Below are 23,061 nucleotides of genomic sequence, written 5' to 3'. Positions count from 1 at the left end.
CCTTAGAAATTACTCATCATCATATTGAGGACCGGCGTAGTTGTCGAAACGCGACCACTGTCCGTTAAAGGTCAGACGTACCGTACCGATAGGGCCGTTACGTTGTTTACCAATAATAATTTCGGCGATCCCTTTCAGGTCGCTGTTCTCGTGATAAACCTCGTCACGGTAGATGAACATGATTAAGTCGGCATCCTGCTCGATGGAGCCCGATTCACGCAGGTCGGAGTTGACCGGGCGCTTATCAGCACGTTGTTCCAGGGAGCGGTTAAGCTGCGACAGCGCCACCACGGGCACATGCAACTCTTTGGCTAACGCCTTGAGCGAGCGGGAAATCTCCGCGATTTCCAGCGTACGGTTGTCGGACAGCGACGGCACGCGCATCAGCTGAAGGTAGTCAATCATGATAAGGCCAATGCCGCCATGTTCACGGGCGATACGGCGCGCACGGGAGCGCACTTCCGTCGGCGTCAGGCCGGAGGAGTCATCGATATAAATATTCCGTTTTTCCAGCAGGATACCCATGGTGCCGGAGATACGCGCCCAGTCCTCATCGTCGAGCTGGCCGGTACGGATACGGGTCTGATCCACGCGCGACAGCGACGCCAGAGAACGCATCATGATCTGTTCTGATGGCATCTCAAGACTGAAGATAAGAACCGGCTTGTCCTGCAACATCGCCGCATTTTCGACGAGGTTCATCGCAAATGTCGTTTTACCCATGGAGGGACGCGCCGCAACGATAATCAAATCTGACGGCTGCAGACCCGCGGTTTTCTTATTGAGATCGTCATAGCCGGTGTTCACGCCGGTGACACCGTCGTGCGGCTGCTGGAACAGTTGCTCAATACGCGCGACGGTAGCATCAAGCACATCAGCGATATTTTTCGGGCCTTCGTCTTTGTTTGCCCGGCTTTCCGCGATTTTAAAGACGCGGGACTCGGCCAGATCAAGCAGGTCTTCGCTGGTACGCCCCTGCGGATCAAAACCGGCTTCGGCGATCTCATTCGCCACCGAGATCATCTCACGAACAACTGCACGTTCGCGCACGATATCGGCATAAGCGCTGATATTCGCCGCACTTGGCGTGTTTTTTGACAGTTCCGCCAGGTAAGCAAACCCACCCACGCTGTCCAGTTGCCCCTGACGCTCCAGCGATTCCGCGAGCGTGATAAGGTCAATCGGGCTGCCCGACTCCTGCAGACGTGCCATTTCGGTAAAGATATGACGGTGCGGACGGGTATAGAAATCCTCGGACACCACGCGCTCGGCGACGTCGTCCCAGCGTTCGTTATCCAGCATTAAACCGCCCAACACCGACTGTTCCGCTTCAATCGAGTGCGGCGGGACTTTTAATCCTGCGACCTGGAAATCACGCTCGCGAGGTTCAGTCTGTTTGTTGAAGGGTTTGTTTCCTGCCATAGTGAATGGAGTTACCGAGATAAAGAGTGGGTCGAAAGATTACCATATTTTTCTGACGGAGGGAGCATGGCAACGCGCATTGAATTCCAGAAACATGGTGGGCCAGAAGTGTTAAACGCGGTGGAGTTTACCCCCGCAGCGCCTGGTGAAAACGAAGTTCAGGTTGAAAACAAAGCCATCGGCATTAACTACATCGACACGTATATTCGCGGCGGTCTCTATCCGCCTCCCTCCATGCCAAGCGGACTGGGAACGGAAGCGGCAGGCGTCGTGCTCAAAGTGGGCAGTGCCGTTAAGCATATTAAAGAGGGCGATCGCGTGGTGTACGCGCAATCCGCGCTGGGTGCCTACAGCTCCGTGCACAACGTGCCGGCCGATAAAGCCGCCCTTCTGCCAAATGCCATCTCGTTTGAACAAGCGGCCGCCTCATTCCTGAAAGGACTCACGGTCTATTATCTGCTGCGCAAAACCTATGAGATCAAACCTGACGAGCAGTTCCTGTTTCATGCCGCAGCGGGCGGCGTGGGGCTGATCGCCTGTCAGTGGGCCAAAGCGCTCGGTGCAAAACTTATCGGCACGGTGGGCAGTGCACAAAAAGCCCAGCGCGCGCTTCAGGCCGGCGCCTGGCAGGTGATTAACTACCGTGAAGAGAGCATTGCTGAGCGCCTCAAAGAGATAACCAACGGCAAAAAGGTGCGCGTGGTTTATGACTCGGTGGGTAAAGATACCTGGGAGGCGTCGCTGGATTGTCTGCAGCGTCGCGGGCTGATGGTGAGCTTCGGCAACGCCTCGGGCGCCGTGACCGGCATTAATCTTGGCATTCTCAACCAGAAAGGGTCGCTGTATGTGACTCGCCCTTCCCTGCAGGGGTATATCACTAACCGGGAAGAGCTGATCGAGGCCAGCAACGAGCTCTTTTCGCTGATCGCCAGCGGCGTGATTAAAGTGGATGTGGCGGAGGCGCAGAAATACGCACTAACCGATGCCAGGCGAGCACATGAGGTGCTGGAGAGCAGAGCAACACAGGGTTCAAGTCTGTTAATTCCCTGACCCCTAAAAAGAAATTGGGCTTCCCATGGGAAGCCCTTTCTTTTTTTTAATTCGGCTGTATGTAGGGTACAGCTCGATGAATTCTTTAGCGGCAGTCATAGTGACAGATTCGATAAGTAAATCCTATTCTGTTCTAAGCAATGCTGCCGGAAAAGTTGCAGGTATGTGACGAACACCTCAATACCTTAGTAACGAAAACGGTTATTGCGCTGATAAGTGGGCAGTTTTGGTGATTTAATCGCCCGTATCACCCACACCACGGCAATGGCCAGCAACAGCCACGGCAGGAGCTTCAGCGTCAGGGCAAATAATCCCCCGATAAACATGACCACCGTCGCCACGACGATAGCCGCCAGAATCCCGAGCAGGGAAATACCCGTCATCATCAGCATGACAAAAAAGCCAATCACAAAAAGTAGTTCTAACATGGTGCTCTCCCACGCGTTCCCAAATGATACCGCGATCATTACAAGAATCATGCCAACCATAACCCGCTGTTCTTAAAGCAAAACGCCCCGCACGGGTGTGCGAGGCGTGGTGAATTTGACGATCTTTTAGCGAAAATTATCGCTTATCAGCGACCAGACGTAGCGCGTGTTCCAGCACCTCGATATCTGCACCGGCTTTATGCGCGTTCTCGCTAAGGTAGCGACGCCACTGGCGTGCTCCCGGGATCCCCTGGAACAGGCCCAGCATATGACGGGTGATATGACCAAGGTACGTCCCGTTACTCAGCTCACGCTCAATGTAGGGATACATGGCGCGTACCACGGCCACCGGGTCGGTATTTGCGCCTTCAACGCCAAAGATTTCCCTGTCGACCGTCGCCAGAATGCCTGGATTTTGATACGCCTCGCGCCCGACCATTACGCCATCCATATGCTCCAGGTGTGTTTTGGCCTCTTCCAGCGATTTAATGCCGCCGTTGATCGACATCGTGAGCTGCGGGAAGTCACGTTTTAGCTGGTACACGCGCGGGTAGTCCAGCGGCGGGATTTCACGGTTCTCTTTCGGGCTCAGTCCGGAGAGCCAGGCTTTACGCGCATGGATGATAAACATCTCGCACTCGCCTTTCCCGGAGACCGTATTGATAAAATCGCAGAGAAATTCGTAGCTGTCCTGGTCGTCAATGCCGATACGGGTCTTGACCGTCACCGGAATAGAAACCACATCGCGCATCGCCTTGATGCAGTCTGCCACCAGGGATGCATTGCCCATCAGACACGCGCCGAACATGCCGTTCTGCACACGATCAGACGGACAGCCAACGTTAAGGTTAATCTCGTCATAGCCGCGCGCTTCTGCAAGCTTCGCACACTGCGCCAGCGCAGCGGGATCGCTACCGCCAAGCTGCAGCGCAACCGGATGCTCTTCTTCGCTGTAGGCCAGATAGTCGCCCTTTCCGTGAATAATTGCTCCGGTGGTCACCATTTCGGTGTACAGCAACGTATGGCGGGAGAGCTGACGCAGGAAGTAGCGACAGTGTCTGTCCGTCCAGTCGAGCATCGGCGCAATGGAGAAACGGTGTGCAGGGAAAGCAGTCTGTAATTCTGACGACATGGCGAAGTTTTAAGCATCTGGTGAAAAGGGGGCGCTACTATAGCACAAAGAAAAGCCGGAGGCGCAGCGCCTCCGGTGCACTTTAGAAGGTCATGCTCAGCTGGGCGCCTGCGCCCCAGGTCTCGTCTTCACCGTACAGGCCCATCAGGTCGACATGGACCGTGTTAAACGGTGCAAAACCGACACCGCCAGTAAAGACATTGCTGTCGTTACCTTTCATGTCAGCACGGAAACCCGCACGCACCGCCAGCCAGTTCAGCGGCGTCACTTCGGCGCCTACGCCAACATACTGAGAAGTGTCTTCGCTTTTGAAGCCTTTGGTTTCCGTCAGATCGCCATCGGCGGTTAACGTCACCAGATCGTTATGCCAGGCGGCACCCACGGTAACCAGAGGGCGGATCTGGTAGGTGTCTTTATAGCTCACCACCTCCCCCGTGCGCCCGTTGCGGATGCGAATGTCTTTGGTGTCGATATCGCGTGACATCAGGTTTTGCCCGCTCACGCCGACCGTCCAGTGCTCACCAAAATCGGCCGCGATACCGGCATCAACGTTAAAGCCGGTGTCGTCAGTACGGTAGCGGCTGTCGTTCCACTTGTTGCTGTCATAATCGTAAATGGAGGTGGTGTAGTTATAGACCCAGGTCTTTTGCAGTTTTGGAGTGACGCCAACAGATACCGGAACACCGCCAAGCTCGAACTGACGCGCCACCGCGATACCATAGTCGGAGACAATTGCCGCCCGGCCAGACGCCGTTGAGTTGAGGTTTTTCGTGATTTGATCGGTGCCGTTCAGCGCAGCGTCCAGTGCAACGCCGGCAGCCACCGCATCGCTGCGTTGAATACCGCGCAGGTAATCAATATCTTGCTGATCAATAGAAGAACTGACGCGTCCGTGGGCATAGCCTTTAGCCATAAAGGCCACGGAAAGGACATCGTTAGGAATACTGACGGCTATCCCCGCACCCGCCGTGGCGCGTGCCGTTTTGCCCTTGAGATAATCCAGCTCATCGGCGAGATCTTTCGCCGCGCCCTGGAACTGGTTGATGGAACCTAACGGGTTGGTAATGATCTCAATCGGTGTAAGGTTATCAACCACGTCTTTGTAATGGTTGATTTTATCGTTGATGGTATCAATCTCATCCTGAAGATTGTCTTCATCAGTCACCTGCACGCCAGCGGACGGTAAAATGACCGTCACATCGTCGTCCGGTTTCGCCTTCGCCAGTAGCGCAGGGTTGATTAACGCCCCGCTGCCATAGTTTCCGGCCGCGACACCCGTCCCCCCCATGGCGTCGCTACGTGATTCTGTCCAGGTATTGGCTGCTCCCGCCTGATTTGCCATAAACAAGGAGACAGCGATGCTAACCACCGAAAATTTAAAATGTTTTTTCACAGTATGCTCGTCTTATAGTCTGTTATTAAATAACCCCTGTCTGTTATCTCCCAAACAGGAACGAACTATTGCTGTGAATAAGTGCAAAAAGACCCGCTATTTCCTTAAGTTAAATTCCCGCCAGGCCTGTTGTTATTTGTGACGGCCCTCAATATTTATAGAAGAGGAAATTATTTTTTCCCAGGTTTTCCATCGTGCGGCCCAAAAAACTGAGGAGGGTGGTCTACCCAGCGATCGTCACGCGTGGCGGCGTACTCCGGATTAAGCGGGTAATAGATACGGTTATGCTTCTTGTTGGCCTCACCCACCACCAGGAGCCGTACCTCCTCGTCGGTGTTGTTGATGAAGGTATGACAGACCCCGGTTCCGGCGGGAAAGCCCACGCTGTCGCCAGGTTCAAGTTTCCATAAATATCCGTTAATCCAGGCTTCAGGGTAGCCTTCAAGCACGTAGATAAACTCTTCTTCGTCGCTTTCAGCATGAGGATAAGAGGTCCGTCGGCCTGGCGGTAAGCGCTCATGGTGTATACCAATGCGTCCAAGGCCGAGCTTACGCGCCAGCGGTGCGCCAATGGAAAAACGTTCACTACTGTCGGGATAGGTTGAGTCATCTGCGCCTTCTACGTCGCGCCAGTGTCGAATACAGTCAGGTCTTTTCATCGTTTATTCCCCGGATTGCGTTGCGTCAGGTATAGCACAGCCTGGCGGATCTCGGTGTTTTTAGCAGAACATGATAAAGTGGGGGTTTTCCAGCCTATAACATCCGGGGTGCTAAATGGATAAGTCCACAAAAGAGCTGTTAGCGCAGGCAGAAAAGCTGTGCGTGCAACGCAATGTGCGCCTGACTCCGCAGCGCCTTGAAGTATTACGTTTGATGAGCCTGCAGCAGGGCGCGATCAGCGCGTACGATCTGCTTGATCTGCTGCGCGAAAGCGAGCCACAGGCTAAACCGCCAACGGTGTACCGCGCGCTGGATTTCCTGCTGGAACAGGGCTTTGTGCATAAAGTTGAATCGACAAACAGCTATGTGCTGTGCCATCTGTTCGATCAGCCAACCCATACGTCGGCCATGTTTATCTGCGATCGCTGCGGCAGCGTGAAGGAAGAAGGTGCGGAAGGCGTTGAAGATATTATGCATACGCTGGCAGCCAAAATGGGCTTTGCGTTGCGTCATAACGTGATTGAAGCGCACGGCCTGTGCGCAGCCTGCGTAGAGGTAGAAGCCTGTCGACACCAGGATGAGTGCCAGCACGACCATTCGGTACTGGTGAAGAAAAAGCCGCGTTAACGGCAAAAGAAAAGGCGGCCCGTAGCCGCCCTCAGGGGGAGTAAAGGATTACCAGCGATAATCGTTACGGGTTTCCCAGTCTTTCACTTCGTTTTCAGCACGATCTTTCTCGTAGCCGTAACGTTCCTGAATTTTACCCACCAGCTGATCGCGTTTACCTTCGATGATGGTCATATCATCATCCGTCAGCTTACCCCACTGTTCTTTCGCTTTACCTTTGAACTGCTTCCAGTTGCCGCCGATTTCGTCTTTATTCATAATCGTGTCCTCGTGTTAAGCGTCTGTAAGTTTCGTCCGCTTCGTTCTTTTCTGCTGGACGTGATAATTATTGTAGTTAAGGATCCGGCAGTTGTTTTTATATTCGGAATCTTTAACCGTCACGATATATCGTGGCGGGAAGGCAGCCAGGTATTATTTCGCCAGTGACGATGCCAGATAAAGGCCAGCGACAGACCACGTAACGCGAGGAAAACCGCCAGAGCCAGCCACAAACCGTGGTTGCCCAGATACGGCAGCGTCAGCAACGTCAGACCAAATCCCGCCGCAGCGACCGCCATGCTATTGCGCATCTCCGCACCTCGCGTCGCGCCAATAAACATGCCGTCCAGCAGATAACACCACACGCCCACCACCGGTAAGATTGCCTGCCAGAAGAGATAGTGACTCGCCAGTTCGCGCAGCGATGGGAGGGAGGTGAGTAAGGCAACGATCTGTTCACCCAGACAGGCGTAAATGAGTGCAAACGCCAGCGCCACCAGGCCTGACTGACGACAGGCGGCCCGCCACACCTCGCGGAGCTGGCCGCTTTCGCGTGCGCCATACGCTTGCCCGGAATGGGCTTCAACGGCATAGGCAAAGCCATCCAGCGCATACGCGGTAAAGGTGAGCAGCGTCATCAGGACCGCATTAACCGCGACGATCTCCGGCCCAAGTCGCGCCCCAAAGACCGTCAGCGCGCCAAAGCAGAGCTGAAGCAGTAACGAGCGCAGCATAATGTCGCGGTTAAGCGCCAGCAGCGTGCGGATATTACCGCGCCACGCGGTTTTGAGCATCGCAAGTGAGATACCGCGCAGGGCCAGCACGCGCAAGACCATCCACAGGCCGATGAAAAAGGTACCGTATTCTGCAATTGCCGTCGCCAGCGCGGCGCCCTGCACGTTCATATGCAGACCCATCACCAGCCAGATATCAAGCACGATGTTGAGAAGATTGCCTGCCACCAGCAGAATGACTGGCGCACGGGCATACTGCACGCCGAGTAACCAGCCAAGCAGGACCAGGTTCGCCAGTGATGCGGGCGCGCTGAGCCAGCGAATTTCAAGGAAGCGTCGCGCCTGCTCAAGTACCGCCTCGCTCCCGCCAACGACATGCAGCGCCAGATCAATCAGTGGCGTGCGCAACACCACGATCAGCGCACCCGCGCCCAGGGCAAGGATCAAGGGTTGTACCAGCGCACGCGCCAGACGCAACGGATCTTTTGCGCCATACGCCTGAGCCGTAAGCCCGGTGGTACTCATGCGCAAAAAGAGCAGCAGCATAAAAAGGAAGCTGGTTGCCGTCGCGCCGATCGCGACGCCGCCCAGATAAACGGGGGAATCCAGATGACCAATAACAGCCGTGTCTACCAGTCCCAGCAGAGGGACGGTGATATTGGAAAAAATCATTGGCAGTGCAAGACGCCACAATGCTTTATCTGATGTCGTCAGCAGTGACATGAAAAATACCGGCAGTGGAGATTGAATCAGGCTACGGCAGGTCCGTAGCCTGTTATGACATGATTACAGCCATTCACCGTTGCGGATAACCCCAACAGCCAGCCCTTCAATAGAGAAGTTATGTTCGCGGAGATCCACCACAATCGGGGAGAACTCGTTGTTTTCAGGCAGCAACTGGACGGTGTTACCCTGCTTTTTCAGACGCTTAACGGTAACTTCATCGTCAATACGCGCGACCACAACTTGCCCGTTGCGCACGTCCTGGGTTTTATGAACTGCGAGCAAATCGCCGTCCAGAATACCGATATCTTTCATCGACATGCCGCTGACGCGCAGCAGGAAATCTGCGCTCGGTTTAAACATGCCCGGGTCAACCTGATAGTGACCTTCAATATGCTGTTGTGCCAGCAAAGGTTCACCTGCCGCGACACGTCCCACCAGCGGAATGCCTGTCTCTTCTTCCACCAGCAGACGGATGCCACGTGAAGCGCCCGATACAATCTCAATGACGCCTTTACGCGCCAGCGCTTTCAGGTGTTCTTCGGCAGCATTCGGAGAACGGAAACCCAGACGCTGAGCGATCTCCGCACGCGTGGGTGGCATACCCGTCTGGCCGATATGATCCCGGATGAGATCAAACACCTCTTGCTGCCTGGTCGTTAACGCTTTCATTCCGCCCCCTGGGTGTATATACAGTTATGCTGTGAGTATATACAGTCAAAGGCGATTTTGGAACCAAAAACTGCACAAAAAACCAGGGACTTAATTATTTCTCGAGGCTTATCGGAAATGTGACCAAAGCAGCGTGACCCAGGTGATGACCGCAGTGATAATCGCCAGCAATACGGCAGCAGACCCCATGTCTTTCGCCCGGCCGGAGAGCTCATGGAAATCAGAGCCGATACGGTCCACCACGGCCTCAATAGCGCTATTGAGAATTTCCACTATCATCACCAACAGCACGGAGCCGATCAACAAAACGCGGGTAATCGCATCAACATCAAGGAAACAGGCGATAATCACCGCGATGATAGCGGCGACGCCCTCCTGGCGAAACGCGGCTTCATTGACCCACGCGGCACGGAAACCTTTCCATGAATAGCCGGCGGCTTTGATGATTCGGGTTAACCCAGTGGTATTATTGGCCATTAAAAGAACCTTTTAATTAAAATAGCGTCAGTAACAGTAGGCGCAGCGTGTTTCGCTGCTGCCTGAAGTATGACGGGTAACAACAGAAATTTTGCGCGCTTTCTGTTATCCTTGCGCCGCAATTGCATTATTAACCAGAGGCTTTACATCGTTTATGTCCGGCTGGCCACGAATTTACTACAAATTACTTAATTTACCATTAAGCGTCCTGGTAAAAAGCAAGTCTATCCCAGCGGAACCCGCGCTGGAATTGGGGCTCGATACGTCACGCCCAATTATGTACGTTTTGCCTTATAACTCGAAGGCAGACCTACTGACGCTTCGCGCCCAGTGTCTGGCGCATGATTTACCTGACCCGCTTGAACCCCTCGAAGTCGACGGCACTCTGCTGCCGCGCTATGTGTTCATTCACGGCGGGCCGCGCGTGTTTACCTATTACACGCCAAAGGAAGAGTCCATCAAGCTTTTCCACGACTATCTCGACCTGCACCGCAGCAATCCGGGTCTGGATGTGCAGATGGTGCCGGTATCGGTGATGTTTGGTCGCCGCCCGGGCAGAGAGAAAGGTGAAGAGAACCCGCCGCTGCGCATGCTTAACGGTATTCAGAAATTCTTCGCGGTCTCCTGGCTGGGACGTGACAGCTTCGTGCGTTTCTCCCCGTCCGTTTCGCTGCGCCGTATGGCGGACGAGCACGGCACCGACAAGATTATCGCGCAAAAACTGGCGCGCGTGGCGCGTATGCACTTCGCCCGTCAGCGTCTGGCTGCCGTCGGCCCGCGTCTTCCTGCACGTCAGGACCTGTTCAACAAGCTGCTGGCCTCCAAAGCGATTGCCAGAGCCGTTGAAGACGAAGCGCGTAGCAAAAAGATTTCCCATGAGAAAGCACAGCAGAACGCTATTGCACTGATGGAGGAGATTGCCGCGAACTTCTCTTACGAGATGATTCGTCTTTCCGATCGTATTCTGGGCTTTACGTGGAACCGCCTCTATCAGGGCATCAACGTTCATAACGCCGAGCGCGTACGCCAGCTGGCCCATGATGGCCATGAGATTGTCTATGTCCCCTGCCACCGCAGCCACATGGACTATCTGCTCCTCTCCTATGTGCTCTATCACCAGGGTCTGGTACCGCCGCACATCGCTGCCGGCATTAACCTGAACTTCTGGCCAGCCGGCCCGATTTTCCGCCGCCTGGGGGCGTTCTTTATCCGTCGTACCTTTAAGGGCAACAAGCTCTACTCCACCGTATTCCGTGAATATCTTGGCGAGCTGTTCAGCCGCGGTTATTCCGTTGAATACTTCGTGGAAGGGGGTCGCTCCCGTACCGGTCGTCTGCTTGATCCTAAAACCGGCACGCTGTCGATGACCATTCAGGCGATGCTGCGCGGGGGAACCCGCCCGATCACCCTGGTACCTATCTACATTGGCTACGAACACGTGATGGAAGTAGGCACCTACGCCAAAGAGCTCCGCGGTGCGACCAAAGAGAAAGAGAGCCTGCCGCAGATGCTGCGCGGCCTGAGCAAGTTACGCAACCTTGGCCAGGGCTACGTCAACTTTGGCGAGCCGATGCCGCTGATGACCTACCTGAACAACCATGTTCCGGAGTGGCGCGAGTCTATCGATCCTATCGAAGCGATTCGCCCGGCCTGGCTGACGCCTACGGTCAACAGCATCGCCTCTGAACTGATGGTGCGTATTAACAACGCCGGTGCGGCAAACGCCATGAACCTGTGCTGTACGGCGCTTCTGGCCTCTCGTCAGCGTTCACTGACCCGTGAACAGCTTACGGAGCAGCTGGATTGCTATCTCGACATGATGCGCAACGTGCCGTACTCGGTGGATTCGACCGTACCGGTAAGCACGGCAAGCGAGCTTATCGAGCATGCCCTGCAGATGAACAAGTTTGAAGTCGAAAAGGACACCATCGGCGACATCATCATTCTCCCGCGCGAGCAGGCGGTGCTGATGACTTACTATCGCAACAACATCGCGCATATGCTGATGCTGCCCTCGCTCATGGCGGCCATCATCACCCAGCATCGTCGCATCTCGCGTCAGGAGCTGTTGCGTCATGTTGAAACGCTCTATCCAATGCTGAAAGCGGAGCTGTTCCTGCGCTGGGACAAGGACGAACTGGCGACTGAGCTGGATAAACTGACCGAAGAGCTGCGTCGTCAGGGGCTGATTACCGTCACGAACGACGAGCTGCATATCAATCCGTCACGGTCCCGTACCCTGCAACTGCTGGCGGCGGGCGCGCGTGAAACGCTGCAGCGCTACGCTATCACCTTCTGGTTGCTGAGCGCGAATCCGTCCATTAACCGCGGTACGCTCGAGAAAGAGAGCCGGACGCTGGCACAGCGCCTGTCTGTTCTGCACGGGATTAACGCCCCGGAATTCTTCGACAAAGCGGTCTTCAGCTCTCTGGTGCTGACGCTGCGTGATGAAGGGTTTATCAGTGATACGGGCGATGCCGAGCCGGAAGAGACGCTGAAGGTGTACCAGATGCTGGCCGAACTGATCACGTCTGATGTGCGTTTAACGATTGAAAGTGCGACGCAAGGCGAATGAAGCGTGCAGCGGTCTGATGACCTGCGATGAAAACAAAAACGGCAGCCTTCTGGCTGCCGTTTTTTTACGAAAAGTAGCTCATCGCCAGCCCTAAAAACAGCACCAGACCGACATAGTTGTTATTCATAAACGCCTTGAAGCAGGCTTCACGCTCACGTTTCGCAATCAGCTTCTGCTGGTAGACAAACAGCATTCCCGCCACCAGCACGGCCCAGTAAAACGCCCAGTTGAGCCCGTTCAGATAACCCATCGTCACCATCAACGCCAGCACCGCAACCTGCAGGATACCGATGATCAGCTTGTCATGACGTCCGAAGAGGATCGCCGTCGATTTAATGCCAATCTTCAGGTCATCGTCGCGGTCTACCATCGCGTATTGCGTGTCGTATGCCACGGCCCAGAGAATGTTCGCCAGGAACATCAGCCAGCAGCTTAACGGGACGGACTCACTCACCGCCGCAAACGCCATCGGGATCGACCAGCCAAACGCCGCGCCCAGCACCACCTGAGGCAGGTGGGTGTAGCGCTTCATGAACGGATAAACCCAGGCCAGAGCCAGGGCCGCAACTGAAAGCAGAATGGTCATGGTGTTCAGGGTCAACACCAGCAGGAAAGAGAGCAGCACCAGTACGATAAACAGCGTACGGGCCTCTTTCTCGGTCACTTGCCCGCTGGGCAACGGACGATGGGCCGTACGTTTTACGTGCCCGTCGAATTTACGATCCGCATAGTCATTGACCACGCAGCCCGCCGCACGCATCAGCCAGACGCCTGCAATGAACACCCCCAGGATCCACAGCGGCGGTACCCCTGGTGTTGCTACCCATAGCGCCCAAAGGGTCGGCCACAGCAGCAGCAGCGCGCCGATGGGTTTATCTGTACGCATCAAGCGGTGATAAGCCAACAGCTTATTCTGCGTCAGGCTCCACTCCATTTTTTCTTCCTCTTAGTACAACGGCGATGCCGGTAAAAAAAGCTCCGTCAGTATTAACGGTTTACCGCTCAGGCGAAGGCGGGAACGACGCCCCCACAGTTCGGCATCGCGACCAATCTCAATAAAATCCCGGGTAAGCTCGGACGACGTGAAAAGATAACGCCCCAGCGGCGTATTCCCCAGCCGTTGTAGCGCCAGTTCTGGCCCGGAAAGGGTGGACTCGGGAACGACCGTTCGTCCGGCAAGCCATGGCTCACCGTCTGCACAGAGTAATATTTCGCGCAGCCAGTAGCGTTCTTCCTGCGGCAACAGCGGCAGCTCAGAGGCGATGTCAGCGCAAGAGACAAACCCTTCCTGAACCAGGGTCACCGTAACGGTTTTGCCCTGCTGCTCGAAACGTTTAGTCATGGAATCTTCCAGCAGCAGCCAGTCCAGTTGCTCCGGGTCAAGCGCAGGTATTTGGTCGAAATAGCGCAGCGCACGCAGTTGCGTTAGCGCGGGGTGTGACATGCCAGACTCTCCGATACATAACGTAATGGCATTGTATCGCAGAAAAGCGGATTGAGGGGGGCCAAACGTTATTTAACGATCACGATCGCAACAAGAGCGCAACAGCCCGTGTGACACCAAAAAAAGTGCGCCCACTCAGGCGCACTAAACTACTAACAAATCAGCACTGTGGGGAAACGGTTACCCCTTGCCTTTTACACTGCTGATAAAGGTGGACCGGGCAGTGGTTGAACCTAAACGTTCGGCTTCATCAAGCAGTTTCAGCGCTTTGTCGACATCGCCGCGCTTCACCGCCTGCTTAATGGCGTTATTGAAGTATTCTTCGGTGTCGTTCAGTACCGGCTCGGCTTTCTTCGCCGGAGCTGGGGCTGCGGTTGCAGCCGGAGCAACGGGTGCGGCATACACAGGTGCAGCAGTGTTCCCCACCGTGACCGGGCCGGGGCCAGATGAGCCAAACAGTGGCCCCACCAGTACACTAGAGGCGTTGTTAGTCGACACTTTCAGTTTGATCAGGCCATCGGTCACGTGGCGGGCAATCGGGTCTGGGATATCCGGTACGGCATTACCGGTGCCTTTGGCATAAGCTTTCGCTGGGTCAACCAGGGTCGTGGTCTTCTGTAAGTCTTTATCAGTGGTAAACACCAGCACATAGATCTTTTGTTGCCCCAACGCTGGTGTCAGGCGCATTACGCCCTGCAAACGGTCAGCGCTCATGACACCCGGTTCCTGATAGGTAAAGTATTCGCTCGGGAAGAAGGCCGAAGGTGCCATGTTCTGATCGAGAATAAGCACATTCGGTGCATATACGCTGGTCTGCTGGTTCACTTCGCTGGAGAGCGTCAGGGTCAGCTCACCGATATTAGCGGGAACGCTATAAGCGGCTACCGGTCCGGTGATACCAGCTACATTTAGCTGTTGTCCACCGGTTGAAAGCTGGGTGGCCTGGGTTTTCGATTGATCAACCGGCGTCCACGTCAGTTGCTGCAATGCGGAAGCAGGAACGGTCGGTGCAGCCGTTGTATTCTGAGGAACGAAATTCACCTCTGCAAACGTCACCGCTGGCACACTGGCCAGCAGCCCCGCAGAGAGGCACAGCGCGACGAGACTTTTCTTCATTTTCATTATTGTTACCTCTGATAGCAGCGAGCACCGCGGTGGCCAGGCAATAGCGCGCAGCGCCCTAAGGATAGAGGGGCTTACGCCCCTCTTTTTAGGTCATTACGTCAGGTCTACCGTATTACCACCAGATTTCCATCTGGGCACCGAAGCTCCACTCATCGCTGTCACCGCGGCCAAGACCTGCAGTCTGCATACCGAAGTTGGAGTTGTAATCAGAACTGGTAGAGATCGGGCTACCTGCTTTGTCATAGCCCCATTTCTCATCCCACTTCGCGTAGGTTGCGAAGACACGGATAGCCGGACGAGACCAGATGCTGTCGCCTGCCTGCCACTGTTGCGCCAGGGTGATCTTGTACTGGTTGTTGGTTTCGTCAGTTTTTTGCGATTTGACGTTGTCGTAACCGACTTCCAGCAGGGTGCTCATGATAGGCGTCCATTTGAACATTGGACGAACACCGACAGTCCACCATTTGGTACCGTTGTTATTATCCCAGTCGATATCCTGATACATACCGACATACATCAAATCCCAGCGGTCGCCCAGAGAAATTGCGCCGTGGTCAAGGATGCGCAGCAGGCTACCGTTGTTGTTAATGCCGTAACCATACAGTTTGCCATCGGTATCATCTTTGCCAAGGCCGATTCCGCCACCCTGGGACAGACCTTTACCTTGAGAGGTCATGGAGTCAGTTGCATACTGTACAACGAACTTGTTATAGCCTTTCAACATGCTCTGGGTATGTTCTGCAGTGAACATCCAGCCATCTTTCGAAGCCTTCGGCTGCAAATAATAGTCGTCGTTTACGGTAGTGTGACCATAATCAACACCCAGTTCCAGCATGCCGCCCGGGTTAACTTCCATCTGAGCCAGACGTACGTCGAACACGTCGTTCGCGGTATCGGTGGTGTAATCACGGATATTGTTGCTTGCAAATGTAGAGGAGCCGCCAGCTTCGGTGGAACGGGTTGCTGCCAGAGACAGTTTACCGAAGCCGAGGTCGATGTTTTCCAGACCAGCACCAGGACCTGAAATATCCCAGTAGTAGAAGTCGATCATGTGAACATCATGACGCTGATAGAAACGCTTACCGGCCCACATGTTGGCACCTGGCAACCATTCAATCAGGTTTTTACCCTGCACGTTCGCTTCACGGAAAGCCGGGTCGGTGGCTTCCCAGTCATTCTGCTGTGCCACAGAGTAGGCAACGTTAGTGTCGAAATAGAAGCTCTTATCACCTTCTTTCCACACTTCCTGACCCAGTTTCAATTCCGCATAGGTTTCACATTCGTTACCAAGACGGTATTTACTTTGAGCACCGGTTGCCTGAAAACACTGCTGTGCACCGCCGCTACCGGTCCAGCCGATACCCGAACGGGCATAACCTTTAAAGTCTACGGCACCCGCGTGTGCAGACAAAATGCCTGCCGTCACGGCGATTGCCAGAGGAAGCTTGCGCAGAGTAATCATCATTCTATCTCCTGAGATCATTGCTTTTCTTTGTAATTGGAATGCTTAAACGCCTGGCTCTTTGTGCAACCGACGACATGCGGTGCCATCCTCACGGAACAGATGGCAACGCTCTGGCGGCAAACCGATAGCGAATGTGGCACCCTCTTCTACCAACACCACGTCATTCTGGCGGTAGACCAGGTTCTGACGGATGGCGGGGATCTGGATATGAATCTGTGTTTCGTGACCAAGTTGTTCGACGACCTGAACGTCACCTTCCAGCGTCACATCGGCGATGTGGCTCGGCAGTAAATGCTCAGGACGAATACCGAGGGACATATTGGCCCCCACCTGTACGTTGGCGCTGTCGACCGGCAGCCACACTTGCTGACGGTTTGGCAGCTCCACCTGTACCTGTTCAATGGCTGTCGCGGTCACTTTGACGGGCAGGAAGTTCATCTTTGGCGAGCCAATAAAACCCGCAACAAAGCGGTCTGCCGGGTAGTGATAAAGCTCCAGCGGTTTACCCACCTGCGCCACGCGACCGGCGTCCAGCACCACAATTTTGTCGGCCAGCGTCATCGCTTCGACCTGATCGTGGGTGACGTAAATCATCGTGCGGCCAAGACGTTTGTGCAGACGGGAGATTTCGATACGCATCTGGACGCGCAGAGCGGCATCCAGGTTAGAAAGCGGTTCATCGAGCAGGAACACGCGCGGTTCGGCGACCAACGTACGGCCAATTGCCACACGCTGACGCTGCCCACCAGAAAGGGCTTTTGGTTTACGCTCAAGCAGGTGTGCCAGCTGTAACACTTCCGCCACCTGCGTGACGCGCTGGTTAATCACCTCTTTTTTCGCGCCCGCCAGCTTCAGACCGAAGGACATGTTCTCGGCTACGGAAAGGTGGGGATAGAGTGCATAAGACTGGAAAACCATGCCGACGCCACGTTCGGCAGGCGGAATGTCATTCATTCGGGTATCACCAATCAGCAAATCGCCGCTGGTGATGGTTTCAAGACCGGCAATCATACGCAGCAGAGTTGATTTACCGCAGCCAGATGGGCCGACAAATACCACGAATTCACCTTCGTGGATATCCAGATTGATGTCTTTCGACACCACAACGTCACCCCAGGCTTTCGTTACATTACGCAGCTGTACGCTCGCCATGCCCTTCTCCCTTCGTTACAACCTGTCACCGACAGAAACATTCAAGATAAGTTCACTATGGGGTATCCATTACTTTCGTGAATCCTCCACCCCCCGGCTTTTTTATGGGGGAGGAGGCGGGAGGATGAGAGAGCAGGCTCTGCGACCGCCGCTGGAGGGCTGAGGCGAAATTCGTGAAGCCACCTGCAAAATTCACTGTGTTTTTATGTGCGCCAGCACTCATAACTTAAATTTATGTAACGGAGATCACACAAACGGGGGGTGGGGCGTAGGGGTTGGGAGGATGGAAAGAGGATGTCAAATAAGGAGACTGAGTCACGTTGAACCACCTCAGTGTATCCACGAGCACATCACCAAAAAAGGATGGCAGATATGAAGATCAAGACTGGCGCACGCGTTTTCGCATTGTTCGCCCTTGCAGCAATGATGATTTCCGCACCGGCTCTCGCCAAAATTGAAGAAGGTAAGCTGGTTATCTGGATTAACGGCGATAAAGGCTATAACGGCCTGGCCGAAGTGGGCAAGAAATTCGAGAAAGACACCGGTATCAAAGTTACCATTGAACACCCGGACAAACTGGAAGAGAAATTCCCGCAGGTGGCTGCAACGGGTGACGGTCCGGACATCATCTTCTGGGCACATGACCGTTTCGGTGGCTACGCCCAGTCGGGTCTGCTGGCTGAAGTGACGCCGGACAAAGCTTTCCAGGACAAACTGTACCCGTTCACCTGGGATGCCGTTCGCTATAACGGCAAGATCATCGCTTACCCAATCGCGGTAGAAGCGCTGTCTCTGATTTACAACAAAGATCTGGTACCCAACCCACCGAAAACCTGGGAAGAGATCCCGAAACTGGATAAAGAGCTGAAGGCGAAAGGCAAGAGCGCGCTGATGTTCAACCTGCAGGAACCGTACTTCACCTGGCCGCTGATTGCTGCCGACGGCGGTTACGCGTTCAAATTTGAAAACGGCAAATATGACGTGAAAGACGTGGGCGTGGACAACGCTGGCGCGAAAGCAGGCCTGACCTTCCTGGTTGACCTCATCAAGAACAAACACATGAACGCGGATACCGACTACTCCATCGCAGAAGCGGCGTTCAACAAAGGCGAAACCGCGATGACCATCAACGGTCCGTGGGCCTGGACCAACATCGACAAGAGCAAAATCAACTACGGCGTAACCCTGCTGCCAACCTTTAAAGGCAAGCCGTCTAAACCGTTCGTTGGCGTGCTGAGCGCAGGTATTAACGCTGCCAGCCCGAACAAAGAGCTGGCGAAAGAGTTCCTGGAAAACTACCTGCTGACCGATCAGGGTCTGGATGAAGTGAACAAGGACAAACCGCTGGGCGCGGTTGCGCTGAAATCCTTCCAGGATCAGCTGGCGAAAGACCCACGTATCGCGGCAACCATGGATAACGCCCAGAAAGGAGAAATCATGCCGAACATCCCACAAATGGCAGCGTTCTGGTACGCCACCCGTACCGCCGTCATCAACGCAGCAAGCGGTCGTCAGACGGTTGATGCTGCGCTGAAAGATGCTCAGGGTCGTATCACGAAGTAAGGCTTTTATCCCCTCTCTCCCCTGCGGAGAGAGGGAGAACAAAATGTGTTGTAGAGGAAGAACCCCATGGATGTCATTAAAAAGAAACACTGGTGGCAAAGCTCTGCCCTGAAGTGGTCTGTAATGGGTCTGCTGTGTCTGCTGGTGGGTTACCTTGTTGTTTTAATGTACGTACAAGGGGAATATCTGTTCGCCATCATGACGCTGATTTTAAGCTCTGCTGGCCTGTATATTTTCGCCAACCGTAAAGCCTATGCCTGGCGATATGTTTACCCGGGCGTGGCCGGGATGGGTCTGTTTGTCCTGTTCCCGCTGATTTGTACCATTGCTATCGCGTTCACCAACTACAGCAGCACCAACCAGCTTGCTCAGGAACGCGCCCAACAGGTGCTGATGGACCGCTCTTATCAGGCGGGCAAAACCTTTAACTTCGGCCTGTATCCTGCGGGCAGCGAGTGGAAGTTAGCACTCACTGACGAAGAAACCGGCAAAAATTATGTCTCTGACGCTTTCAAATTTGGCGGCGAGCAGAAGCTGGCCTTAAAAGAGGCTGCGGCCCTGCCGGAAGGCGAACGCGCTAACCTGCGCATCATTACGCAGAACCGTCAGGCACTGACGCAGCTTACCGCCCAACTGCCGGACGAAAGCAAAGTGACCATGAGTTCACTGCGCCAGTTCTCCGGGACACAACCGCTCTATACGCTGGCGGACGACGGCACGCTGACCAACAACCAGAGCGGCGTGAAGTACCGTCCAAACAACGACATTGGTTTTTACCAGTCCATTACGGCTGATGGCAAATGGGGTGATGACAAGCTTAGCCCGGGCTACACCGTGACGATAGGCTGGGACAACTTCACCCGCGTCTTCACCGATGAAGGGATCCAGAAACCGTTCTTCGCCATCTTTGTCTGGACCGTGGTGTTCTCCATACTGACGGTGATCCTGACCGTTGCCGTGGGCATGGTGCTGGCGTGTCTGGTGCAGTGGGAATCTCTGAAAGGGAAAGCCATTTACCGCGTGCTGCTTATTCTGCCGTATGCCGTCCCGTCGTTTATCTCGATTCTGATTTTCAAAGGGCTGTTTAACCAGAGCTTCGGTGAAATCAACATGATGCTGAGCGCGCTGTTCGGCATCAAACCGGCCTGGTTCAGCGACCCAATCACCGCCCGCTCGATGATTATCATCGTGAACACCTGGCTCGGTTATCCGTACATGATGATCCTGTGCATGGGCCTGCTGAAGGCGATTCCGGACGATTTGTACGAAGCCTCGGCAATGGATGGCGCGGGTCCGTTCCAGAATTTCTTTAAGATTACGCTGCCGCTGCTCATTAAGCCGCTGACGCCGCTGATGATTGCCAGCTTTGCCTTCAACTTTAACAACTTCGTGCTGATTCAGCTGTTGACCAACGGTGGGCCTGACCGTCTTAGCACCACCACGCCGGCAGGCTATACCGACCTGCTCGTCAGCTACACCTACCGTATCGCCTTCGAAGGCGGCGGCGGTCAGGACTTCGGTCTGGCGGCAGCGATTGCCACCCTGATCTTCCTGCTGGTTGGCGCTCTGGCGATTGTGAACCTGAAAGCAACACGCATGAAATTCGACTAAGGAGGGCACAGAATATGTCTATGGTCCAACCCAAATCTCAGAAACTGCGCCTCTTCGCGACGCATTTAGGGCTGCTGATTTTTATCGCGGCAATCATGTTCCCGCTGCTGATGGTCATCGCCATCTCCCTGCGTGCCGGTAACTTCGCGACCGGGAGCCTGATCCCGGATGAAATCTCCTGGGAGCACTGGAAGTTAGCGCTGGGCTTCAGCGTTGAACACGCGGATGGCCGCGTCACGCCACCGCCGTTCCCGGTGCTGTTATGGCTGTGGAACTCGGTGAAAATTGCCGGGATTACCGCGATTGGAATTGTCGCACTCTCCACGACCTGTGCTTACGCCTTTGCCCGTATGCGTTTCCCGGGTAAGGCCACGCTGCTGAAAGGGATGCTGATTTTCCAGATGTTCCCGGCGGTACTGTCACTGGTGGCGTTGTATGCCTTGTTTGACCGACTGGGCCAGTACGTGCCGTTTATCGGCCTGAACACCCACGGTGGCGTCATCTTCGCCTATCTTGGCGGTATCGCGCTGCATGTGTGGACCATCAAAGGGTATTTCGAAACCATCGACGGCTCGCTGGAAGAAGCGGCGGCGCTGGATGGCGCGACCCCGTGGCAGGCATTCCGTCTGGTGCTTCTGCCGCTGTCGGTGCCGATCCTGGCGGTGGTCTTTATCCTGTCGTTTATCGCAGCCATCACCGAAGTGCCGGTCGCTTCCCTGTTACTGCGTGATGTCAACAGCTATACGCTGGCCGTCGGTATGCAGCAATACCTCAATCCGCAGAACTATTTGTGGGGCGACTTTGCTGCGGCGGCTGTACTCTCCGCCATCCCTATCACTGTCGTGTTCCTGCTGGCGCAGCGCTGGCTGGTGAATGGCCTGACGGCGGGCGGTGTGAAAGGTTAAGTTTCATTTGTTATGCCACTGCAACCCTCAACTTTAGACGTATTGTATTGACCCAACTTGTGACTGTTGTTAGGCGGCCTCCGGGCCGCCATTTTTTTATTCCCGTTTCAGCCGTTTCGAATTGCACAGCCAGAGCGTGATCACCAGCAGCAGGATCGCCGCCGAATAGATCAGTACGTCGAGCGGGGAGGTATGATCCACGATGATCAGCCGCACAATCGCGGTGATCCCTATGTAAACAAAATAGCGTAGCGGGAAGTGAAAGCCCGACTGGAAATACTTCACAATCAGCGCGATAAATTCAAAGTAGAGAAAGTAGACCACCAGGCCTTCCACCAGCTCATATTTGCTGGTTTGTTCAGGGGCAAACAGCACATCCGCCAGATGCACCGTCTCTTTGCCTAAAAAGACGACCAGTATCAGGCCAAGGCTCAGCAGACCGAGGTTCAGCACGGTCTGGAGGATTGTTGAGATAAACTCAACACGCGGGCGAGTCAGGGATGTCATAGAGCACCTCATTCTCCAGGGCGAGGTTCCTGTATAACGCAAAAATGTGACGGTGATCTATATTTTTTGTTTATATTATGTTCAGCGCTGTGGCATGTTGCACTGTGACACGCTTATTTCGACGAAGGGATGATGAAATTAACCATTCAACGCGCCACCGTGGATGATGCAAAACAGCTGAGTGAAATGGGTTATGCCAGCTACCGGCATCACTTTGGGCATCTATGGGAAAGCCAGACAGAGCTTGCCGCCTTTCTTGAGCAGGAATACGCGCCGCAGGCGATAGCAGACAGCCTGATGCAACCGGGCACTTACTGGCTCATTGCCAGCGCACGGACACCAGTCGGTTTCGCAAAATTCTCAACCCAGCAGACCATCGAGCCCGAGGGGCTGTCGGGTACGCTCCTGCATAAACTCTATTTATTGCCGGATGCCACGGGACACCGCTACGGCGAGCAACTCCTTGCGGAAGTGATTCGCCAGGCAAAAGCCTGTTCGGAAAATCTGCTGTGGCTGGAAGTCCTCGAAAAGAACCCTCGCGCACGCCGGTTTTACGAAGCGCAGGGGCTGAAACATGTCAAAGACACCCTCTTCGTCACTGCGGCGCAAACCAGCACCCTCCATATTATGTCGATGCCAGTCTAAGGAGATGTATGCCAGAGCAACGCCAGGCGGCTATTCGTCATGTTGTCTGCGGCGAAAACGTCGTCATTTACGAACCCGCGAATCTTTATGAATGTTCGCTGGGCGATAACGTCTTTATCGGCCCGTTTGTTGAAATCCAGGCTAACTCGCACATCGGTGCTAATAGCAAAATTCAGTCCCATACCTTCATCTGCGAGTATGTCACCGTCGGCGAGCGCTGTTTCATTGGCCATGGGGTGATGTTCGCCAACGATATGTTCCGCGACGGTAAACCCAATGCCGACCGGCGCAGCTGGGGACACATTCGCGTGGGCAACGACGTTTCAATCGGCAGCGGGGCCACCATTCTGGCTGTCTCAATTTGCGATGGGGCGGTGATTGGGGCGGGAAGCGTGGTGACAAAGTCCATCACCGAGAAAGGGGTTTACGCCGGCAACCCGGCGAGACTGTTGCGGCGTTTGTAAGGTGCCCGGCAGGCGTAACGCTACCGGGC

23 protein-coding genes are annotated in these 23,061 nt (G+C 54.6%); 8 read left to right on the top strand and 15 right to left on the bottom strand.

The genetic code is table 11. From position 1 onward, the window contains the following. Positions 1-9: 9 nt before the first annotated feature. A complete protein-coding gene (gene dnaB, locus L462_RS03260) occupies positions 10-1,422 on the bottom strand; it encodes a replicative DNA helicase (protein ID WP_008503375.1) in 1,413 nt (470 codons plus the stop codon). 66 nt (positions 1,423-1,488) lie between these two features. On the opposite strand from dnaB, the gene L462_RS03265 reads away from it, so the two are divergent. After that, a complete protein-coding gene (locus L462_RS03265) occupies positions 1,489-2,472 on the top strand; it encodes a quinone oxidoreductase (RefSeq protein ID WP_014168211.1) in 984 nt (327 codons plus the stop codon). 185 nt (positions 2,473-2,657) lie between these two features. Here the strand turns inward: L462_RS03265 and pspG are convergent, their stop codons facing one another. The 4 genes from pspG to L462_RS03285 form a co-directional block, all read right to left on the bottom strand. Beyond that, positions 2,658-2,900, bottom strand: coding sequence for an envelope stress response protein PspG (gene pspG, locus L462_RS03270; RefSeq protein WP_020882842.1), 243 nt, complete (start codon positions 2,898-2,900; stop codon positions 2,658-2,660). Between the two features lie 136 nt (positions 2,901-3,036). Then, positions 3,037-4,032: a tRNA dihydrouridine(20/20a) synthase DusA gene (dusA, locus tag L462_RS03275; protein ID WP_032679388.1), complete on the bottom strand. Its 996-nt coding sequence runs from the start codon at positions 4,030-4,032 to the stop codon at positions 3,037-3,039. A gap of 82 nt (positions 4,033-4,114) precedes the next feature. After that, complete coding sequence (gene traF, locus L462_RS03280) at positions 4,115-5,374, bottom strand: conjugal transfer protein TraF (RefSeq protein ID WP_247609182.1); 1,260 nt, start codon at positions 5,372-5,374, stop codon at positions 4,115-4,117. Between the two features lie 221 nt (positions 5,375-5,595). Next, a complete protein-coding gene (locus L462_RS03285) occupies positions 5,596-6,084 on the bottom strand; it encodes a cupin domain-containing protein (RefSeq protein WP_032679386.1) in 489 nt (162 codons plus the stop codon). 115 nt (positions 6,085-6,199) lie between these two features. On the opposite strand from L462_RS03285, the gene zur reads away from it, so the two are divergent. Next, a complete protein-coding gene (zur, locus tag L462_RS03290) occupies positions 6,200-6,712 on the top strand; it encodes a zinc uptake transcriptional repressor Zur (RefSeq protein ID WP_032679385.1) in 513 nt (170 codons plus the stop codon). Positions 6,713-6,760: 48 nt separating this feature from the next. On the opposite strand, the gene L462_RS03295 is transcribed toward zur, so the two are convergent. From L462_RS03295 to L462_RS03310, 4 genes are all read right to left on the bottom strand, one after another. After that, on the bottom strand, positions 6,761-6,970 hold the full coding sequence (locus tag L462_RS03295) for a CsbD family protein (RefSeq protein WP_014168205.1): 210 nt from the start codon (positions 6,968-6,970) through the stop codon (positions 6,761-6,763). A 119-nt stretch (positions 6,971-7,089) separates the two neighbouring features. Beyond that, positions 7,090-8,427 (bottom strand): MATE family efflux transporter DinF, encoded by a 1,338-nt coding sequence (gene dinF, locus L462_RS03300; RefSeq protein ID WP_032679384.1) that lies wholly within the window; start codon positions 8,425-8,427, stop codon positions 7,090-7,092. Between the two features lie 63 nt (positions 8,428-8,490). After that, a complete protein-coding gene (gene lexA, locus L462_RS03305; RefSeq protein ID WP_014168203.1) occupies positions 8,491-9,099 on the bottom strand; it encodes a transcriptional repressor LexA in 609 nt (202 codons plus the stop codon). 108 nt (positions 9,100-9,207) lie between these two features. Further along, positions 9,208-9,576 carry a diacylglycerol kinase gene (locus tag L462_RS03310; RefSeq protein WP_014168202.1) on the bottom strand — a complete coding sequence of 123 codons (369 nt, stop codon included), beginning with the start codon at positions 9,574-9,576 and terminating at the stop codon, positions 9,208-9,210. Positions 9,577-9,730: 154 nt separating this feature from the next. On the opposite strand from L462_RS03310, the gene plsB reads away from it, so the two are divergent. After that, positions 9,731-12,151, top strand: coding sequence for a glycerol-3-phosphate 1-O-acyltransferase PlsB (gene plsB, locus L462_RS03315; protein ID WP_020882845.1), 2,421 nt, complete (start codon positions 9,731-9,733; stop codon positions 12,149-12,151). Positions 12,152-12,215: 64 nt separating this feature from the next. On the opposite strand, the gene ubiA is transcribed toward plsB, so the two are convergent. From ubiA to malK, 5 genes are all read right to left on the bottom strand, one after another. Continuing rightward, positions 12,216-13,085 carry a 4-hydroxybenzoate octaprenyltransferase gene (ubiA, locus tag L462_RS03320; RefSeq protein WP_025206398.1) on the bottom strand — a complete coding sequence of 290 codons (870 nt, stop codon included), beginning with the start codon at positions 13,083-13,085 and terminating at the stop codon, positions 12,216-12,218. A 12-nt stretch (positions 13,086-13,097) separates the two neighbouring features. Beyond that, positions 13,098-13,595, bottom strand: a complete 498-nt coding sequence (gene ubiC / locus L462_RS03325) for a chorismate lyase (protein WP_032679383.1) — start codon at positions 13,593-13,595, stop codon at positions 13,098-13,100. 180 nt (positions 13,596-13,775) lie between these two features. After that, complete coding sequence (malM, locus tag L462_RS03330; RefSeq protein ID WP_032679382.1) at positions 13,776-14,717, bottom strand: maltose operon protein MalM; 942 nt, start codon at positions 14,715-14,717, stop codon at positions 13,776-13,778. A 115-nt stretch (positions 14,718-14,832) separates the two neighbouring features. Continuing rightward, on the bottom strand, positions 14,833-16,185 hold the full coding sequence (locus L462_RS03335; protein ID WP_032679381.1) for a maltoporin: 1,353 nt from the start codon (positions 16,183-16,185) through the stop codon (positions 14,833-14,835). 42 nt (positions 16,186-16,227) lie between these two features. Next, positions 16,228-17,337: a maltose/maltodextrin ABC transporter ATP-binding protein MalK gene (gene malK / locus L462_RS03340; RefSeq protein WP_014168196.1), complete on the bottom strand. Its 1,110-nt coding sequence runs from the start codon at positions 17,335-17,337 to the stop codon at positions 16,228-16,230. Between the two features lie 372 nt (positions 17,338-17,709). Here malK and malE point away from each other — a divergent pair, with 372 nt between their 5' ends. The 3 genes from malE (at position 17,710) to malG (ending at position 21,416) form a co-directional block, all read left to right on the top strand. After that, complete coding sequence (gene malE, locus L462_RS03345; protein WP_032679380.1) at positions 17,710-18,900, top strand: maltose/maltodextrin ABC transporter substrate-binding protein MalE; 1,191 nt, start codon at positions 17,710-17,712, stop codon at positions 18,898-18,900. 66 nt (positions 18,901-18,966) lie between these two features. Further along, complete coding sequence (gene malF, locus L462_RS03350; RefSeq protein ID WP_032679379.1) at positions 18,967-20,511, top strand: maltose ABC transporter permease MalF; 1,545 nt, start codon at positions 18,967-18,969, stop codon at positions 20,509-20,511. 14 nt (positions 20,512-20,525) lie between these two features. After that, positions 20,526-21,416 (top strand): maltose ABC transporter permease MalG, encoded by an 891-nt coding sequence (gene malG / locus L462_RS03355; RefSeq protein WP_014168193.1) that lies wholly within the window; start codon positions 20,526-20,528, stop codon positions 21,414-21,416. A gap of 96 nt (positions 21,417-21,512) precedes the next feature. Here malG and psiE read toward each other — a convergent pair whose 3' ends face one another. Next, positions 21,513-21,923 carry a phosphate-starvation-inducible protein PsiE gene (psiE, locus tag L462_RS03360; protein ID WP_020882851.1) on the bottom strand — a complete coding sequence of 137 codons (411 nt, stop codon included), beginning with the start codon at positions 21,921-21,923 and terminating at the stop codon, positions 21,513-21,515. Between the two features lie 129 nt (positions 21,924-22,052). On the opposite strand from psiE, the gene L462_RS03365 reads away from it, so the two are divergent. Together L462_RS03365 and L462_RS03370 are read left to right on the top strand one after the other, a co-directional pair. Then, positions 22,053-22,568: a GNAT family N-acetyltransferase gene (locus L462_RS03365; RefSeq protein ID WP_050595764.1), complete on the top strand. Its 516-nt coding sequence runs from the start codon at positions 22,053-22,055 to the stop codon at positions 22,566-22,568. Positions 22,569-22,576: 8 nt separating this feature from the next. Further along, a complete protein-coding gene (locus L462_RS03370; protein ID WP_032679377.1) occupies positions 22,577-23,032 on the top strand; it encodes an acyltransferase in 456 nt (151 codons plus the stop codon). The last annotated feature ends 29 nt before the right edge of the window (positions 23,033-23,061 follow it).

Origin of the sequence: Enterobacter sp. BIDMC 26, from assembly GCF_000534435.1 — a bacterium.
In the GTDB taxonomy this organism is placed as follows: Bacteria; Pseudomonadota; Gammaproteobacteria; order Enterobacterales; family Enterobacteriaceae; genus Enterobacter; species Enterobacter ludwigii.
This window is presented reverse-complemented; position numbering and strand designations above follow the sequence as displayed.

Bases quoted from the DNA above. Each gene is read 5' to 3' on its own strand.
- dinF (WP_032679384.1), bottom strand. From the start codon at position 8,427: ATGTCACTGCTGACGACATCAGATAAAGCATTGTGGCGTCTTGCACTG.
- traF (WP_247609182.1), bottom strand. From the start codon at position 5,374: ATGGCAAATCAGGCGGGAGCAGCCAATACCTGGACAGAATCACGTAGC.
- plsB (WP_020882845.1), top strand. From the start codon at position 9,731: ATGTCCGGCTGGCCACGAATTTACTACAAATTACTTAATTTACCATTA.
- L462_RS03335 (WP_032679381.1), bottom strand. From the start codon at position 16,185: ATGATGATTACTCTGCGCAAGCTTCCTCTGGCAATCGCCGTGACGGCA.
- ubiA (WP_025206398.1), bottom strand. From the start codon at position 13,085: ATGGAGTGGAGCCTGACGCAGAATAAGCTGTTGGCTTATCACCGCTTG.
- malG (WP_014168193.1), top strand. From the start codon at position 20,526: ATGTCTATGGTCCAACCCAAATCTCAGAAACTGCGCCTCTTCGCGACG.
- L462_RS03370 (WP_032679377.1), top strand. From the start codon at position 22,577: ATGCCAGAGCAACGCCAGGCGGCTATTCGTCATGTTGTCTGCGGCGAA.
- L462_RS03310 (WP_014168202.1), bottom strand. From the start codon at position 9,576: ATGGCCAATAATACCACTGGGTTAACCCGAATCATCAAAGCCGCCGGC.
- ubiC (WP_032679383.1), bottom strand. From the start codon at position 13,595: ATGTCACACCCCGCGCTAACGCAACTGCGTGCGCTGCGCTATTTCGAC.
- malM (WP_032679382.1), bottom strand. From the start codon at position 14,717: ATGAAAATGAAGAAAAGTCTCGTCGCGCTGTGCCTCTCTGCGGGGCTG.
- dusA (WP_032679388.1), bottom strand. From the start codon at position 4,032: ATGTCGTCAGAATTACAGACTGCTTTCCCTGCACACCGTTTCTCCATT.
- pspG (WP_020882842.1), bottom strand. From the start codon at position 2,900: ATGTTAGAACTACTTTTTGTGATTGGCTTTTTTGTCATGCTGATGATG.
- malE (WP_032679380.1), top strand. From the start codon at position 17,710: ATGAAGATCAAGACTGGCGCACGCGTTTTCGCATTGTTCGCCCTTGCA.
- psiE (WP_020882851.1), bottom strand. From the start codon at position 21,923: ATGACATCCCTGACTCGCCCGCGTGTTGAGTTTATCTCAACAATCCTC.
- L462_RS03285 (WP_032679386.1), bottom strand. From the start codon at position 6,084: ATGAAAAGACCTGACTGTATTCGACACTGGCGCGACGTAGAAGGCGCA.
- L462_RS03265 (WP_014168211.1), top strand. From the start codon at position 1,489: ATGGCAACGCGCATTGAATTCCAGAAACATGGTGGGCCAGAAGTGTTA.
- lexA (WP_014168203.1), bottom strand. From the start codon at position 9,099: ATGAAAGCGTTAACGACCAGGCAGCAAGAGGTGTTTGATCTCATCCGG.
- L462_RS03365 (WP_050595764.1), top strand. From the start codon at position 22,053: ATGATGAAATTAACCATTCAACGCGCCACCGTGGATGATGCAAAACAG.
- L462_RS03295 (WP_014168205.1), bottom strand. From the start codon at position 6,970: ATGAATAAAGACGAAATCGGCGGCAACTGGAAGCAGTTCAAAGGTAAA.
- zur (WP_032679385.1), top strand. From the start codon at position 6,200: ATGGATAAGTCCACAAAAGAGCTGTTAGCGCAGGCAGAAAAGCTGTGC.
- dnaB (WP_008503375.1), bottom strand. From the start codon at position 1,422: ATGGCAGGAAACAAACCCTTCAACAAACAGACTGAACCTCGCGAGCGT.
- malF (WP_032679379.1), top strand. From the start codon at position 18,967: ATGGATGTCATTAAAAAGAAACACTGGTGGCAAAGCTCTGCCCTGAAG.
- malK (WP_014168196.1), bottom strand. From the start codon at position 17,337: ATGGCGAGCGTACAGCTGCGTAATGTAACGAAAGCCTGGGGTGACGTT.